11 protein-coding genes and 1 pseudogene are annotated in these 12,991 nt (G+C 73.8%); 4 read left to right on the top strand and 8 right to left on the bottom strand.

Annotated elements, in window-relative coordinates:
* Nucleotides 1–139, bottom strand: a pseudogene (locus GTW40_RS05855) (N-acetylmuramic acid 6-phosphate etherase); the annotation flags it as partial.
* A gap of 107 nt (nt 140–246) precedes the next feature.
* On the bottom strand, nt 247–1,152 hold the full coding sequence (locus GTW40_RS05850; protein ID WP_161179072.1) for a MurR/RpiR family transcriptional regulator: 906 nt from the start codon (nt 1,150–1,152) through the stop codon (nt 247–249).
* Between the two features lie 376 nt (nt 1,153–1,528).
* On the opposite strand from GTW40_RS05850, the gene GTW40_RS05845 reads away from it, so the two are divergent.
* Together GTW40_RS05845 and GTW40_RS05840 are read left to right on the top strand one after the other, a co-directional pair.
* Complete coding sequence (locus GTW40_RS05845) at nt 1,529–1,882, top strand: hypothetical protein (RefSeq protein ID WP_161179078.1); 354 nt, start codon at nt 1,529–1,531, stop codon at nt 1,880–1,882.
* Between the two features lie 37 nt (nt 1,883–1,919).
* Nucleotides 1,920–2,195, top strand: coding sequence for a DUF4031 domain-containing protein (locus tag GTW40_RS05840; RefSeq protein WP_161179071.1), 276 nt, complete (start codon nt 1,920–1,922; stop codon nt 2,193–2,195).
* Between the two features lie 34 nt (nt 2,196–2,229).
* Here the strand turns inward: GTW40_RS05840 and GTW40_RS05835 are convergent, their stop codons facing one another.
* Entirely contained in the window at nt 2,230–3,339 is a 1,110-nt protein-coding gene (locus GTW40_RS05835) for a GNAT family N-acetyltransferase (protein ID WP_202485443.1), read from the bottom strand.
* A 27-nt stretch (nt 3,340–3,366) separates the two neighbouring features.
* Nucleotides 3,367–4,035: a hypothetical protein gene (locus GTW40_RS05830; protein WP_161179070.1), complete on the bottom strand. Its 669-nt coding sequence runs from the start codon at nt 4,033–4,035 to the stop codon at nt 3,367–3,369.
* A 172-nt stretch (nt 4,036–4,207) separates the two neighbouring features.
* Here GTW40_RS05830 and GTW40_RS05825 point away from each other — a divergent pair, with 172 nt between their 5' ends.
* Nucleotides 4,208–4,993, top strand: coding sequence for a copper homeostasis protein CutC (locus GTW40_RS05825; protein ID WP_237525353.1), 786 nt, complete (start codon nt 4,208–4,210; stop codon nt 4,991–4,993).
* A 22-nt stretch (nt 4,994–5,015) separates the two neighbouring features.
* Here GTW40_RS05825 and GTW40_RS05820 read toward each other — a convergent pair whose 3' ends face one another.
* Entirely contained in the window at nt 5,016–5,747 is a 732-nt protein-coding gene (locus GTW40_RS05820; RefSeq protein ID WP_343245620.1) for a hypothetical protein, read from the bottom strand.
* 301 nt (nt 5,748–6,048) lie between these two features.
* Nucleotides 6,049–8,175 carry an ATP-binding domain-containing protein gene (locus GTW40_RS05815; protein WP_237525352.1) on the bottom strand — a complete coding sequence of 709 codons (2,127 nt, stop codon included), beginning with the start codon at nt 8,173–8,175 and terminating at the stop codon, nt 6,049–6,051.
* 283 nt (nt 8,176–8,458) lie between these two features.
* Here GTW40_RS05815 and GTW40_RS05810 point away from each other — a divergent pair, with 283 nt between their 5' ends.
* On the top strand, nt 8,459–8,656 hold the full coding sequence (locus tag GTW40_RS05810) for a hypothetical protein (RefSeq protein ID WP_161179069.1): 198 nt from the start codon (nt 8,459–8,461) through the stop codon (nt 8,654–8,656).
* 12 nt (nt 8,657–8,668) lie between these two features.
* Here GTW40_RS05810 and GTW40_RS05805 read toward each other — a convergent pair whose 3' ends face one another.
* Both GTW40_RS05805 and GTW40_RS05800 read right to left on the bottom strand, forming a co-directional pair.
* Nucleotides 8,669–10,321: a DNA repair helicase XPB gene (locus tag GTW40_RS05805; protein ID WP_161179068.1), complete on the bottom strand. Its 1,653-nt coding sequence runs from the start codon at nt 10,319–10,321 to the stop codon at nt 8,669–8,671.
* 60 nt (nt 10,322–10,381) lie between these two features.
* Complete coding sequence (locus GTW40_RS05800) at nt 10,382–12,904, bottom strand: helicase C-terminal domain-containing protein (protein ID WP_161179067.1); 2,523 nt, start codon at nt 12,902–12,904, stop codon at nt 10,382–10,384.
* Between the last annotated feature and the right edge of the window lie 87 nt (nt 12,905–12,991).

Raw genomic sequence — 12,991 nt, 5'->3', positions numbered from 1 at the left:
CCGGTACGCCCGCGTCCTCGCCGTTCATCAGGCGCGCGATGTCGAGGGTGGGCAGTGCGTCGATGTCGGCCAGCTCGGGGCGGAACGCTTCGGTGGTGAGCGCGGCCAGCTCGGTCTGGAGACGGGGGGAATCGGTCATGAGGTGCGGCTCTTTCCGGTGAGTTCCCAGGTCTTCCGGCGGTTCGGGCGGCGCGGGTGGTTCGGGCGGCGCCGGTGGGTCCGGGCGCGGTCAGCGCTCTCGCGGTCTCAGCGCGGAGCGCTCCGGTGGCGGTGGGCCAGGGCCTCGTACGACGCGGCGAGGGCGGGGGCCGCGCTGTCGTACGTCCGCTGCGCCACACCCACGAACAGACAGTCCACGACGAGGAGTTGACTCGTCCGCGAGGACATCGCGGCGGGCCGCAGCTCGCTCTCGCGCGAGGTGGAGGTGGTCAGCACGTGGTCGGCGTACTGCGTCACGGGCGAGTCCGGGCGGCCGGTGATCGCGACGGTGGTCGCGCCGCGCTCGAACGCGACCCGTAGGGGTTCGATCACGTCGCCGGTCGAGCCCGAGTGGGTGATGGCTATCGCCACGTCGCCCGCGCGGAGCTGGACCGCGTTCGTCACCGCGAGGTGCGGGTCGCCGGGCGCGTGGGCGAGGAGGCCGATCCGCAGCAGCTTCTGGGTGAGGTCCTGGGCGACCAGGCCCGAGGCGCCGATGCCGTACACGTCCGTGCGCCGGGCGGCCGCAAGCGCGGTGACGGCGGCGCCGAGCTGCACGGTGTCCAGTCCGGCGGCCGTGTCCGCGAGGGTCTGCCGCTCCTCGTAGGCGAGCTTGGTGACCACGTCGGCGAGCGAGTCGTCCACGGCGATGTCGGTCGTGATGGCGGGGGCCTGCCCGGACTCCTGCCGGGCGGCGAGTCCGGCGAGGGCGAGGCGCAGGTCGCGGTAGCCGGGGTAGCCGAGCAGGCGGGCCGTGCGGACGACCGTGGCCTCGCTGGTGCCGGTCAGCTCCGCGAGCCCGGTGACCGTGAGCGCGGCGCACCCGGCCGGGTCGCTCGCGACGGCCTCCGCGACGCGGTGCATCGAGCGGGTCATGGAGGGGCCGAGCGTACGTACTTTGGCGGCCAGTGAGCCGCCCGGACTGCCGAAAGTTTCCTTCACGTCCCGGGTCACCCCTGAAAGATATTTTCGGCTCGGCGGTGGGGTCAAGAGCGCGGACAATGGGGGCATGGCAGATCCCGCAGAACCCGCAGATTCCGCAGATTCGTCGGAGCCGGTTGAGCCGGTTGAGTCGCCGGGGGCGGCTGCGGCTGGTGAGACGGCTGAGGTTGGTGAGTCCGGTGCGGCGGCTGAGCCTGCCGAGACCGGTGAGCCTGCCGAGACCGGTGAGGCGGGTGGGCTGGTCGAGCCCGCCGAGGCGCGTGCGGCGGCCGGGCCTGGTGCGTCCACTGAGCCCGCCGCGTCCGCCGAGGCCGACGGCTCCACGGAGGCCGACAGCTCCGCCGAGGCCGACGGCTCCGCCACGTCCGTCACCCCGCTCGAACAGGCCCTGCACGCCGCCCGCGCCCTCGTCCTCGCCGACCTGATGGCGAGCGAGGTCGCCGAGGCCGACGTGGTCTCGCTGGTGGAGGAGTCCCTGTCCCAGCGGCGCTGGTGGGTCGAGCAGTGGCCGGAGGGCGCCGACTTCCTCGCCGGGCTCGTCGCCCAGGACGTCCAGGACGCGCTGCTGGAACGGCAGGGCCGCTGGCCCCTGTGCCCGTCGTGCGGCTCGGGCGACCCGCACGCTCTCGACGTCGAACCCGAACTGGGCCCCGACCCGCACTGGGTCTGCCACGAGGCGGGCATCGACGTGGCGCCGGTGGGCCACCTGGGGCACGCCCTGGGCGGGAACACGCAGGCGTGAGGCGCGGTACGGCCGCAGGCCATCCCGCGAGGCGCCCGTGACCGTCTACATAGACCCGCCCACCTGGCCCGGACACGGCCGTATGTGGTCCCACCTGGTCAGCGACGAGTCGTACGACGAACTCCACGACTTCGCCGCCGGCCTCGGCGTCCCCCGCCGCGCCTTCGAACGCGACCACTACGACCTCCCCTCCCACCGCTACGCCGACGCGGTCGCCGCGGGTGCGGTGGAGGTCCGCAGCCGCGAGATCGTACGGCTGCTGCTGGCGGCGGGGCTACGGCGGCGGAAGGCGAGCGGGTCGCGGCTGCCGTGAGGGGCGCTCGCGGGGCCTGGCTCAGGCCTACGGCCTACGGCTGTTCCACGCTGACGTACAGCAGCAGGTCCTCCGCCATGCCGTGCAGCTCGCGCGCCTCCCGCACCTCCTCGGGCGTCGCCGGGCGGAAACCGGCGCGGGTGAGGACGCGTTGGGAGGGGGCGTTCTCGGGCTCGACGGTGGCGATCACCGTGTGCACGTCGGCGCGGGCCAGCGCCCAGTCGGTGAGGGCGCGGGCGGCCTCCGCGGCGTAGCCGTGGCCACGCGCGTCCGGGACGAGGTCGTAGCCGATCTCGACGCGGCCGTACGCGTCCGGCGGCCCGTGGAAACCGATGCCGCCGACGGCGCGGCCGTCCTCGGGGCGTACGAGCGCGAAGACGCCGAACTCGGGCCGGTGCAGGCCCGCTTCGTACGCCTTGACCAGGAAACCGGCGGCGTCCCGCGTGCCCTCGTAGGGGCCGCCGCCGAGCCAGTCGAAGCCGCCGTCGCCGCCGAGGCGCAGGTCACGGGCGGCAGCGGGGCGTACGCCGGTCAGGGTGAGGCGTTCGGCGGGGATGGCGAGGTTGTTGCGCCAGCGCCACGCGGTGACCGGCGGCCGGCCGGGCAGCTCGCCCCGGCCGGTGGCCCACAGCAGGGTCGGCCAGGCGTCCGGGCCGGGCTGGACGTGCGGGAAGAGCCAGTTCAGGACGGCGTCGGCGAGGCCGTCGGCGGGCTCGTACGGCAGGCCGAGCCCCTGGGCGATGTCGTGGGTGTGCAGCAGGACCTCGGCGATGCCCATCGCGGCGAAGCCCTCGCGGTCGGCGCTGCCGAAGGGGTGCGGGTGGTACGCGCGGACGCCGGGCGGCGCGGTCGTGACGGTGGCGGCGAGCAGGGCGCCGGTCGTCTCGATCACGTGCAGCAGCCCGGCGTTGTCCGTGCCGGGCTCCAGGGCCAGCTCGAAGGGGACGTAGGCGTCGCGCGCGCCCCCGGCCAGGTTGGCGGCATAGGCCATGAGGTCGTCCGCGACGTGCACGGCGGTGGCGTGGCAGTCCCAGTCCAGGCCGCCCGCCGGCACGGTGCTCCAGTCGCGGTCCACCGCCGGGCGCAGCGCCGCCACGCATCCGGCGACTGCCTCGGTGAGCCGTTCCCCGTTCATCGGTCTCATGGGGCGAACCCTAGGGGGCCGGGCGGGTCAGGGCGACAGCATTTCGAGCTCGCCGCCGAGGTTGTAGCGGGCGGTGGCCTCCCAGTGCTCCTGCCCGTAGGGGGTGTGGAACAGCCTCGGCAGGTCGAGCAGTTGGCGCAGCACGGCCGAACGTCCCTCGCGGAACGCGTCGTTGGGGACGAAGTGGTACTCGTCGCGGATCTCGGCGGTGTACGCGGCGTACGCGGACGGCGGCGAGGCGAGAATCGCCAGATCGGCGTCGCACAGCACCTGGCCGTTCCGGTCGTCCCCGGCCGGGTCGTGGTCCACGGTGAGCCGTACCAGCCGGGCCACCTCGGCGGTCTTCTCCTCGCCCAACCCGGCCTCGACCAGCGCCCGTTCGGCCAGCCGCGCCGACCGCTCCTCGTTCTCCGAGCGGTCCGGCAGATACACGGCGTCGTGGAACCAGGCGGCCAGCCGGACGAGGTCCGGGTCGTCGGCGTACTCCGCGAGGAGGTCCACGCGGTCGAGTACGGCGGTGAGGTGGTCGAGGGTGTGGTACTTGCGCTGGGGCTCCTGCCAGCGGGTGAGGAGGCTGTCGGCGTAGGGGGTGGGGTCGGGGGTGCTCTCGGGGTCGGCCTCGGGGTCGGTCTCGGGGGCGCGGGCGGCTTCGAGGGCGCGGGTGAAGCGGGTGCGGAGGGCGTCGAGGTCGGGCATGGGGTGATTCTCTCGCGGTGGGTCGTCACCGCTGGGGAGCCGGGTTTCACACTGGGTGGCGGTGTCGAACACGCCCGGGACCGGCGTGGTTACAGCGAGGTGTCCTTCCGACGTACCCTGAGATTGGACTAGACCTGTGCCCGGCTCGGGGGCCGTCGACGGAAGGTGTCGCATGAGTGAGCGTGCAGTCCTGGAGGTGATCGCCCTCGACGTCGAGGACGCGGTGGCCGCTCAGGCCGGAGGCGCGGACCGGCTGGAGCTGGTCACGGAGATGGCGGCCGACGGGCTCACCCCGGCGCCCGCCGTCGTCGCCGCGATCCGGGACGCCGTCGGGATCGACCTGCGCGTGATGCTGCGGCTCTCGGACGGCTTCGCGGCCGGGGACGTGGAGCGGCTGGTCGGGGTCGCCGGTGAGCTGCGGGACGCGGGCGCCGACCAGTTCGTACTCGGCTTCCTCGATCCCGTAGGGGATGTGGACCTGGCCGCCGTGGAACGCCTCGTCGGCGCGCTCGACGGCAGCCCCTGGACCTTCCACCGCGCCATCGACCGCGCCGCCGACCGGGACGCCCTGCGCAAGACCCTGTCGGGGTTGCCCGGACTCGACACCTACCTCACGGCAGGCGCCCCCGGAGGGGTCGACGACGGCCTCGACACCCTGATCGCGGAGGCCGCGCACACCGGCCGCCCCGGCTACGAGCCCCGCATCATGGTCGGCGGCGGCCTCCGCCTCGACCACGTCCCCCGCCTGCGCGCCGCCGGTATCGACGCCTTCCACATCGGCGGCGCGGCGCGCCCCGGGGGCTGGCAGGGTCCGGTCTCGGCGGAGGCGGTGGCCCGGTGGCGGGCCGAGCTGGACGGGGAGACGGCGCGGGACGGGGAGACGGTGCGGACCGGGGAGACGGCACGGACCGGGGAGACGGCGCGGGTCGGCCCGGCTGTGCGCCGGGCCGGTAACTGACCTGCCGGTTCGCTGACTTCGGCTACTCGTCCGCCGCGTCCAGTGGCCGAAGGCACAGCACCGTCACGCCGTCCGTGCTGTACCCCGGGTCCGCCAGGTAGTCCCCGGGGCCGCACTTGTCGTCCGACTGGTAGAGCACGCGGTACTGCGCGGCGGAGGAGTCGCAGGGCACCGCGCTGAGGTCCTGGTCGGTGACCGTGCCGTCGTTGTGGACGCAGGAACCGGCCGTCAGCGGCTGCGGCCTGCCCGAGTCCGACACCGCGCCGATGATCGCCAGCAGCGGTACGGCGAGGAGCAGCAGGGCCAGCAGGCCGAGCGGGATCAGGGCCAGGATGCCCTGCGGCCGCCGGAACACCGGGCGCCCCGGGTCCAGCGGGGGACGCGGTCCGTACGCGACCGGCTCCGGCAGCTTCTTGACCCGGGACAGCGCGCCGAGGTTGATCAGCAGCACGAACGGCGTGATGACGGCCGACAGCGGCCCCCACCACCCCGCCACCAGCGTGTTCGCCTGCATGTCCCGGAACGTGGCCAGCGCGCACGGACGGCAGAGCACCCCCTGCCGCCGCAGCGACCGCATGATCACGATCATGCCCTGATGGCCCCGGACGGTCACCGGCGCGGCGGGCGCGGCCCCGCACACCTGACAGGCACCCTGACCCGCCCCGTAGGGGGAGGGCGGCGCCGGGTACGCGGCCTGTCCGGGGACACCCTGATACGGACCCGGGGGCTGGGCGTACGGGGGCGGTGCGGTCACGGCGGTCACGTGCGCGTACGGGTCGGGGGCCTGCGGGTACGGCTGTCCCGGCTGCTGGGGGCACGGCTGTCCCGGCTGTGGCTGATACGGCCCCGGCACCTGTGCGTACGGACCCGCCGTCCCCGGCGCCGGTGCGGACGGACCCGGTACCCCCGGATACCCGTAGGGGCCGGGAGTACCTCCGGCCGGCGCACCTCCCGGCCCGTTCGGATACGGCTGCGGAGCTGGGGAGGCGGGAGGCGGCGAGCTCAACGGGGGCCCTTCTGCAAAGAGACGGCGTGACGCGACAGGCTCGGCAACCCTATCCAGCCAGTTGCGCGGGCAGCGCGGCCGTGTGCGTGACGATCAGGCCCGACACCGCACGCGTCAGGGCGACGTAGAGCCGCCGCAGCCCCGTGCGTTCGTCCGGCTCGCCGTCCACCACGGCCTGCGGCTCGTCCAGCACGACGTAGTCGTACTCGAGTCCCTTGGCCAGCGAGGCCGGTACCAGGGTCAGCCGGGTCTCGCGGGTGGTCTCCTCGCCCGGCGCGAGGAAGCCGATCCCGGCCGCCGTCAGCGCCTGCGCGAGCGCGGGGACGCGGGCGTCGGCCGCGATGAGACCGGTCGATCCCTCGTTGCGCAGCAACTCCTCGCAGGCGGCGACCACTTCGTCCGTACCCTCGACCGGACGCACCTCGAAGAAGCCCGGGTTCTCACGCACCGAGGCGACCGGCGTGAGACCGGGGGCGATGTGCGGCAGCAGCCGGGAGGCGTACGTGATCACGTCCGTCGGCACACGGAAACCGGCCGTCAGCTCCTCGATCACCCCGTCCGCCTTGCCGAGATGACCCAGCGCCTCCGCCCAACTCCGCGTGGCCCACGGGGTGGTGCCCTGTGCGAGGTCGCCGAGGACGGTCGCGGAACCGGTGGTGCAGCGGCGGCCGACGGCCCGGTACTGCATGGGGGACAGGTCCTGCGCCTCGTCCACCACGACATGGCCGAGCGAGGACGTGCGCTGGATCAGGTCGGCCGCCTCGTCCACCAACACCGCGTCTGCGGCGGACCACTTGGCCGACTTCACGCTGCGCACCGGCTTCGCCCAGAGGATCGCCTTCTGCTCGTCCTCGTCCAGGATGCCCGCCGCGTGCTCGGCGAGGAACGCCTCGTCGGTCAGCAGCCGCAGCACCAGCTTCGCCGGATCGACGGGCGGCCAGACCGACTTGACGGCCGCCTTGACCGCGCTGTTGCGCGCGACCGAGTCCTGCACCCGGTCGTCCGGGGCCTCACCGGAGCGCTCCATCTGGACCAGGACCGCGTGCGCGATCCGCTGCGGCAGCGCCTCGCGCGCGGCGCCGTAGCGGATGTCCCGCGCCAGCAACTCCCGGACGATCTCCTCCAGTTCGTACGCCGCGACCCGCCAGCGCCGCGAGCCCCGTACGACGAGCACCTGCTCGGCCGGCATCGACACGTGGGAGTACAGCGCGCGGCGCAGCACCTCGGCCAGCCGCGCGTCGCCCTTGATCACGGCCGCGCGGGAGTCGTCCGTACCGCGCACCTCCACATGCGCGACCAGGTCGTCCACGGTCGCCTGCTGCACGGTCAACTCGCCGAGGGCGGGCAGTACTTGCTCGATGTAGTGGAGGAAGGACCGGTTCGGTCCGATGACCAGCGTGCCGGTGCGGGCCAGGCGGTCCCGGTGGGCGTAGAGCAAGTAGGCCACTCGGTGCAGGCCGACGGCGGTCTTGCCGGTGCCGGGTCCGCCCTGCACACAGACGGTGCCGCCGAGCCCGCTGCGGACGATCTCGTCCTGCTCGGGCTGGATGGTCGCGACGATGTCGCGCATCGGGCCGACACGCGGCCGCTCGATCTCCTGCTGGAGCAGCTTGCTGGTGGCCGCCGCCTCCGCCGGGTCCGACAGATGCTCGTCCTCGTACGCGGTGAGGTCACCGCCCGTGTAGCCGAAGCGGCGGCGCAGCGCGATGTCCATCGGGTCCTTCTTGGACGCGCGGTAGAACGGCTGCGAGACCGGGGCACGCCAGTCGATGACCATGGGGTCGCCGTCGGCGTCGTGCACATGCCGCCGCCCGATGTAGAACTGCTCGCCCTCCGCCCCTTCGGCCTGTTCCACACCCGGCGCGTGCAGATAGTCCAGCCTGCCGAAGAACAGCGGCGTGTCGCTGAGGTCGGCCAGCGCCTTGATCCGCTCCTCGATCTGGCGGGCGAGCACCGCGGCGTTGACCCAGTTCGCGGTGACGTCCTTGATGTTCAGCGACTCGGCGTCCTCACGCATGGCGCGCAGGGCGGTACGGGACGCGGTGAGGTGGGCGCGCTCGCGGGCGAGGGGGTTGGCGGGCGCGTTGTGGTCGTCGGGCGTGCTGTGGTCGCCGACCTCGCCGTGGTCGTCGCGTGCGTCGTGGTCGGCCAGCGGGTCGTGGGCGGTCGCGGACAAGGGTGTGCCTCCGGGTGGGCCTGCTGCGTGGCTGTGACGGTGCCGTCCGGTTGCCGTCCGGACGGCGGCACTCCGAGGTGGAGGCGGGCAAGAGCGGAGATTGTAGAGGGGGCGGTGGGGCGGGGGCCAATGGATATTCGGCTGGCCGGAGACTGTGTCCCCCTAGGGGGCCGGGCCCCGGGGGCGGAGGGGTGGATCTCCACCCGTGGGCCCAGAGGAAGGCCCTTGAAGACCCACCCGTGAGCCGATACCACTCCGATGGCCGAAGTCTCACCATGGAGACATGAGCGCAGCAGCCATCCATCCCGTCCATTCGCTCCAGGCCCGGCCGCCGAACGGCGCCACGGCCCTCGCCGGATCGTCCCACCGGCACCTGCTCGGCGACGCCCTGCGCGCGATAAAGGTCTACGCGCAGGCCGCCTTCGGCGTGGCGATACTCGGGGAGTACGGCGAGGAGGCGGGCGTCGTCCGTCGCAGATGACGCCCTGCCCCCTTACCCCTCGGCCGCCTCCGCGAGGATGTCGTCGGCGTCCGCGATCCGGTAGGCGTACCCCTGCTCGGCGAGGAACCGCTGGCGGTGGGCGGCGAAGTCCTGGTCGATGGTGTCGCGGGCGACGACCGAGTAGAAGTGCGCCCGGTGCCCGTCCGCCTTGGGCCGCAGCACCCGGCCGAGCCGCTGGGCCTCCTCCTGGCGCGAACCGAAGGTGCCGGACACCTGGATGGCGACGGTGGCCTCGGGCAGGTCGATGGAGAAGTTGGCGACCTTCGAGACCACGAGCACGCTGATCTCGCCCTCGCGGAAGGCGTCGAAGAGCTTCTCGCGCTGGGCGTTCGAGGTCTCGCCCTTGATCACGGGCGCGTTCAGATGCTCGCCCAGCTCGTCCAGCTGGTCGATGTACTGCCCGATCACCAGGATCTGCTGCCCGGCGAACTTGCGCACGATCGCCTCGGTGACCTTCCGCTTGGTCGCGGTGGTGGCACAGAAGCGGTACTTCTCCTCGGTCTCGGCGGTGGCGTAGGCCAGCCGCTCGGAGTCCGTGAGGTTGACGCGGACCTCGACGCAGTCGGCGGGCGCGATGTAGCCCTGCGCCTCGATCTCCTTCCAGGGCGCGTCGAACCGCTTGGGCCCGATCAGGGAGAACACGTCCGACTCGCGGCCGTCCTCGCGGACCAGCGTCGCGGTCAGCCCGAGCCGCCGGCGCGCCTGGAGGTCGGCGGTGAACTTGAAGACGGGAGCGGGAAGCAGATGGACCTCGTCGTAGAGGATCAGTCCCCAGTCGCGGGAGTCGAAGAGTTCGAGGTGGGGGTAGACGCCCTTCCGCTTGGTCGTCAGCACCTGGTAGGTGGCGATGGTGACCGGCCGGATCTCCTTCTTCGTACCGCTGTACTCACCGATCTCGTCCTCGGTGAGCGAGGTCCGCCGCACCAGCTCGTGCTTCCACTGCCGGGCGGAGACGGTGTTGGTGACGAGGATCAGGGTGGTCGACTTGGCCTGCGCCATGGCCCCGGCGCCGACCAGCGTCTTTCCGGCACCACAGGGCAGTACGACGACACCGCTGCCGCCGTGCCAGAAGTTCTCCACGGCCTGCTTCTGGTACGGCCGGAGCGCCCAGCCGTCCTCGTCCAGGTCGATGGGGTGCGCCTCGCCGTCCACGTACCCGGCGAGGTCCTCGGCCGGCCAGCCCAGCTTGAGCAGGGTCTGCTTGATCTGGCCGCGCTCGGAGGGGTGCACGGCGACCGTGTCCGGGTCGATGCGGGCGCCGACCAGCGGAGCGATCCGCCTGGACTTCAGCACCTCCTCCAGGACCGGCCGGTCGGTGGTGGAGAGCACGAGCCCGTGCGCGGGGTGCTTGGTGAGGGTGAGCCTGCCGTACCGGTCCATCGTCTCGGCGATGTCCACCAGCAGGGCGTGCGGCACCGGATACCGGCTGTACTGCACCAGCGCGTCCACGACCTGTTCGGCGTCGTGCCCGGCGGCCCGCGCGTTCCACAGGCCGAGCGGGGTCACCCGGTAGGTGTGGATGTGCTCGGGCGCCCGCTCCAGCTCGGCGAAGGGCGCGATGGAGCGACGGCATTCGTCGGCCCGCTCGTGGTCGACCTCGAGGAGCAGAGTTTTGTCGGACTGGACGATCAGCGGACCGTTCACCTGATGACTTCCTTCCGCACGGCCAAACCTCCAGTGTGCCCGATGCGTGAAGGAAGCGGGTCAGTCCTCCGCCAGCTCGGCCACTCCCGTGATCCGGTGCAGGGGGTAGGTGCGGACCTCGTCGGCCGTGTGGTCGTACGCGGTCACGAAGCCGCCCTCGACGCGGACCGGGGCGACGACGCGCTGGCTGGCGGCGCCCTCGGCGTTGACATAGCCGATCCACACGGTGTCGCCGGTGAGGACGGCGGCCTGCAGGGTGGCCAGGGTGTCGGCCTGGGTGGTGCGGGGCAGCTCGCCGCCCGCGAGTTCGGTGCCGGTGCTCTTGCGCGGGGCGGTCGCGGCCAGGTCGCCCGCGCGGATCGCGCGGATCGCCGCCGTCAGCAGCGTGGCGTCGGGCGGCGGCGGGCCGTCCGGCACCGGGTCGGGCGCGGTGCGTGGCGGGGTGCGGTGGGCGTCGGCGCGGGCGATCAGCACATCGCCGTCGGCGGACTCGGCGGCGGGGGCGTAGCCCATCCCGCGCAGCCCCTCCAGAAGGGTGGCCGGGTCGCACGGGGCGGCCAGCACGGTCGGGGCGAGGCGGCGCAGGCGCAGGGCCGCGGCGCGCTTGTCGGCCAGGATCTCGTTCAGCACGGCGTCGTCGTCGCAGCGGACGTAGGACGAGGCGGCGCCGACCCGCAGGTGGCCGTGGCGGCGGGCCACGTCGTCGATCAGATAGGCGAGCGGTTGCGGAACGGGGGTGCGGGAGTGTTCGGCGAGGAAGGCGTGCAGGTCGGCGGCGGTCTGCCCGGCGTCAAGGGCCCGGCGCACCGAGCCGGGAGTGAAGCGGTACACGGTCGCACCGCCCTTGGACTCCACGTCCGCGAGCACCCCGAGCACGTCCGCGAGGGGCCGTCGCAGCGGACCGGGCGCCACCGCCGTCAGGTCGGCCTGGAGCAGCACGTGGTCGAGGGGTTCGGGAAGGAGGGGGGCGAGCAGGCGGGCGGCGGCCGAGGTGGCGGTGGCCTGTTCGGCGGGGGAGAGGGGGGCGGGGTTGGTCCCGTGTCTGATGTCGTGCGGCGACGCGGGGCCGTCTGCCCTGTCCGCTTCGTCCGTCCCGTCCGCCGGTCCGAGCAGGGCGCGGCCCTGGCCGGAGAGGGCGCCCCGGCCCGTGACGCCGAGGGCCTCGGACTCCGTGAGGGTCCAGCGGGCGAGCCGGGTGCGCAGGTCCTCGGTGCTGTCGCGCTGCGGGCCGCGCAGGGGCCGTTCCCAGCTCAGCCGGGCGAGCACCGCCTCGGCGGACGGCGCGCCGCCCTCCGGGAGCCCGGCGAGCAGGGTCAGCACCCGGTGCCGTACCTCGGGCGCGGCCGAGCGGTCGAGGCCCGGGCCGAGCGCGGAGAGCGTGCGGTCCTTGGCGTCCCGGCCGCCGATCAGCCCCGACGTGCGGGTGGCCGTCAGCCAGATCCCGGCGAGGTGGGCCCAGCGTTCGGCCGGGGGAAGTTCCAGCCAGGTGTCGTAGGCGGGGGTGGGGGCGTAGCGCTCGTCGGCCTGGCCGTCGGAGGCGAGGAGACCGGCGGCATAGGTCAGCTCGACCCAGAACGCGGCGACGGGTTCGGACAGGTCGAGGGCGACGGCGGTGCGCTTGAGGTCGCGCTGGCTGAGGCCGCCCGCGCGCAGGACGGCGGGGCCGCCCTGGTTCCAGGACTTCAGCAGTTCCTCGACGGTGGCGAGGGCGGTGAAGGCCTGTCCGGCGGCGGTGGCGTCGACGACCCGCGGGCTGTGGGTGGCGGCCGGTTCGACGGCGGGCGGCAGCGGCTCGGGCGCCCGGTGCGCGCGGCCCCCGCGCAGATGCAGGGCGACCTCGCGGGGCAGGACGACGGTGCCGGGCGTGGTCGGCAGCAGCAGTCCCCGGTCGAGCAGCCAGCGCAGATGGAGCGCCGGGTCGGCGGTTACCTGGCCGTACGGCGGTCCCCACATCAGCCGGGACAGCACCTCGCGGGCGGCCTCCGGGGCCCCGTCGAGCAGCTCGCCCATCTTCGCGCGGTCGGTGAAGAGGGCGGTCAGGGCGGTGACGGCGGACACCGAGTCATGGGTGGAGCGGAGCCCGGCGGTGGCGACGATCTCCTGCATCCGCCCCGGCGACATGCCCGAGGTGGCCTCCCGCACGGTCGGGCCGAGCCCGGTCGGGGAGGGGTGCTGGGGGGAGGGGGCGAGCAGCTCGCGGGCGGTGCGCACCAGGCGCAGCCGGTCGTCGTCGCCCCAGACCAGCGCCTGCTCGCGCAGGGAGGCGACGGTACGGGGCAGCGCGTCGGCGACGGCCGCGTCCCCGTCGTCCCCGGCCAGCAGTCCGAGCAGGGTGTCGTACGACGCCGGGTCCGGGGCGACGGCCAGGGCCTGGGCGGTCTGGAGGGCGAACCGGTCCAGCCGTTCCAGGGCGCGCAGCACCGAGGCGCGGGTACCGGCGCGGGTGGCCAGCTGCGTCAGGTCGCTGGGCACCGGGGTGATGAGGTCGGGTCGGCCACGCAGCAGCGCGGCCAGCGAGGCGTCGTCCCGCGCGCGGAGTGCCTCCGCGAGGGACCGGGGGGTTGAGGGGGCCTCGGGGCTCATCTGACCCACGGTAGCGGCTCCGCTCCCGCCCGGCTGCGGCCCCCCGACACCGTGCCCGAGCCGGTACGTCCCGGTGGCCGCCACTCT

Origin of the sequence: Streptomyces sp. SID4985, assembly GCF_009863025.1 — a bacterium.
In the GTDB taxonomy this organism is placed as follows: Bacteria; Actinomycetota; Actinomycetes; order Streptomycetales; family Streptomycetaceae; genus Streptomyces.
Note: the sequence above shows the minus strand (reverse complement) of the source record. Positions and strands in the feature narration are given on the sequence as shown.

Coding starts and splice junctions, on each gene's coding strand:
- GTW40_RS05830 (WP_161179070.1), bottom strand. CDS start 4,035: ATGCCCGACCTCGACGCCCTCCGCACCCGCTTCACCCGCGCCCTCGAA.
- GTW40_RS05825 (WP_237525353.1), top strand. CDS start 4,208: ATGAGTGAGCGTGCAGTCCTGGAGGTGATCGCCCTCGACGTCGAGGAC.
- GTW40_RS05835 (WP_202485443.1), bottom strand. CDS start 3,339: ATGAGACCGATGAACGGGGAACGGCTCACCGAGGCAGTCGCCGGATGC.
- GTW40_RS05810 (WP_161179069.1), top strand. CDS start 8,459: ATGAGCGCAGCAGCCATCCATCCCGTCCATTCGCTCCAGGCCCGGCCG.
- GTW40_RS05800 (WP_161179067.1), bottom strand. CDS start 12,904: ATGAGCCCCGAGGCCCCCTCAACCCCCCGGTCCCTCGCGGAGGCACTC.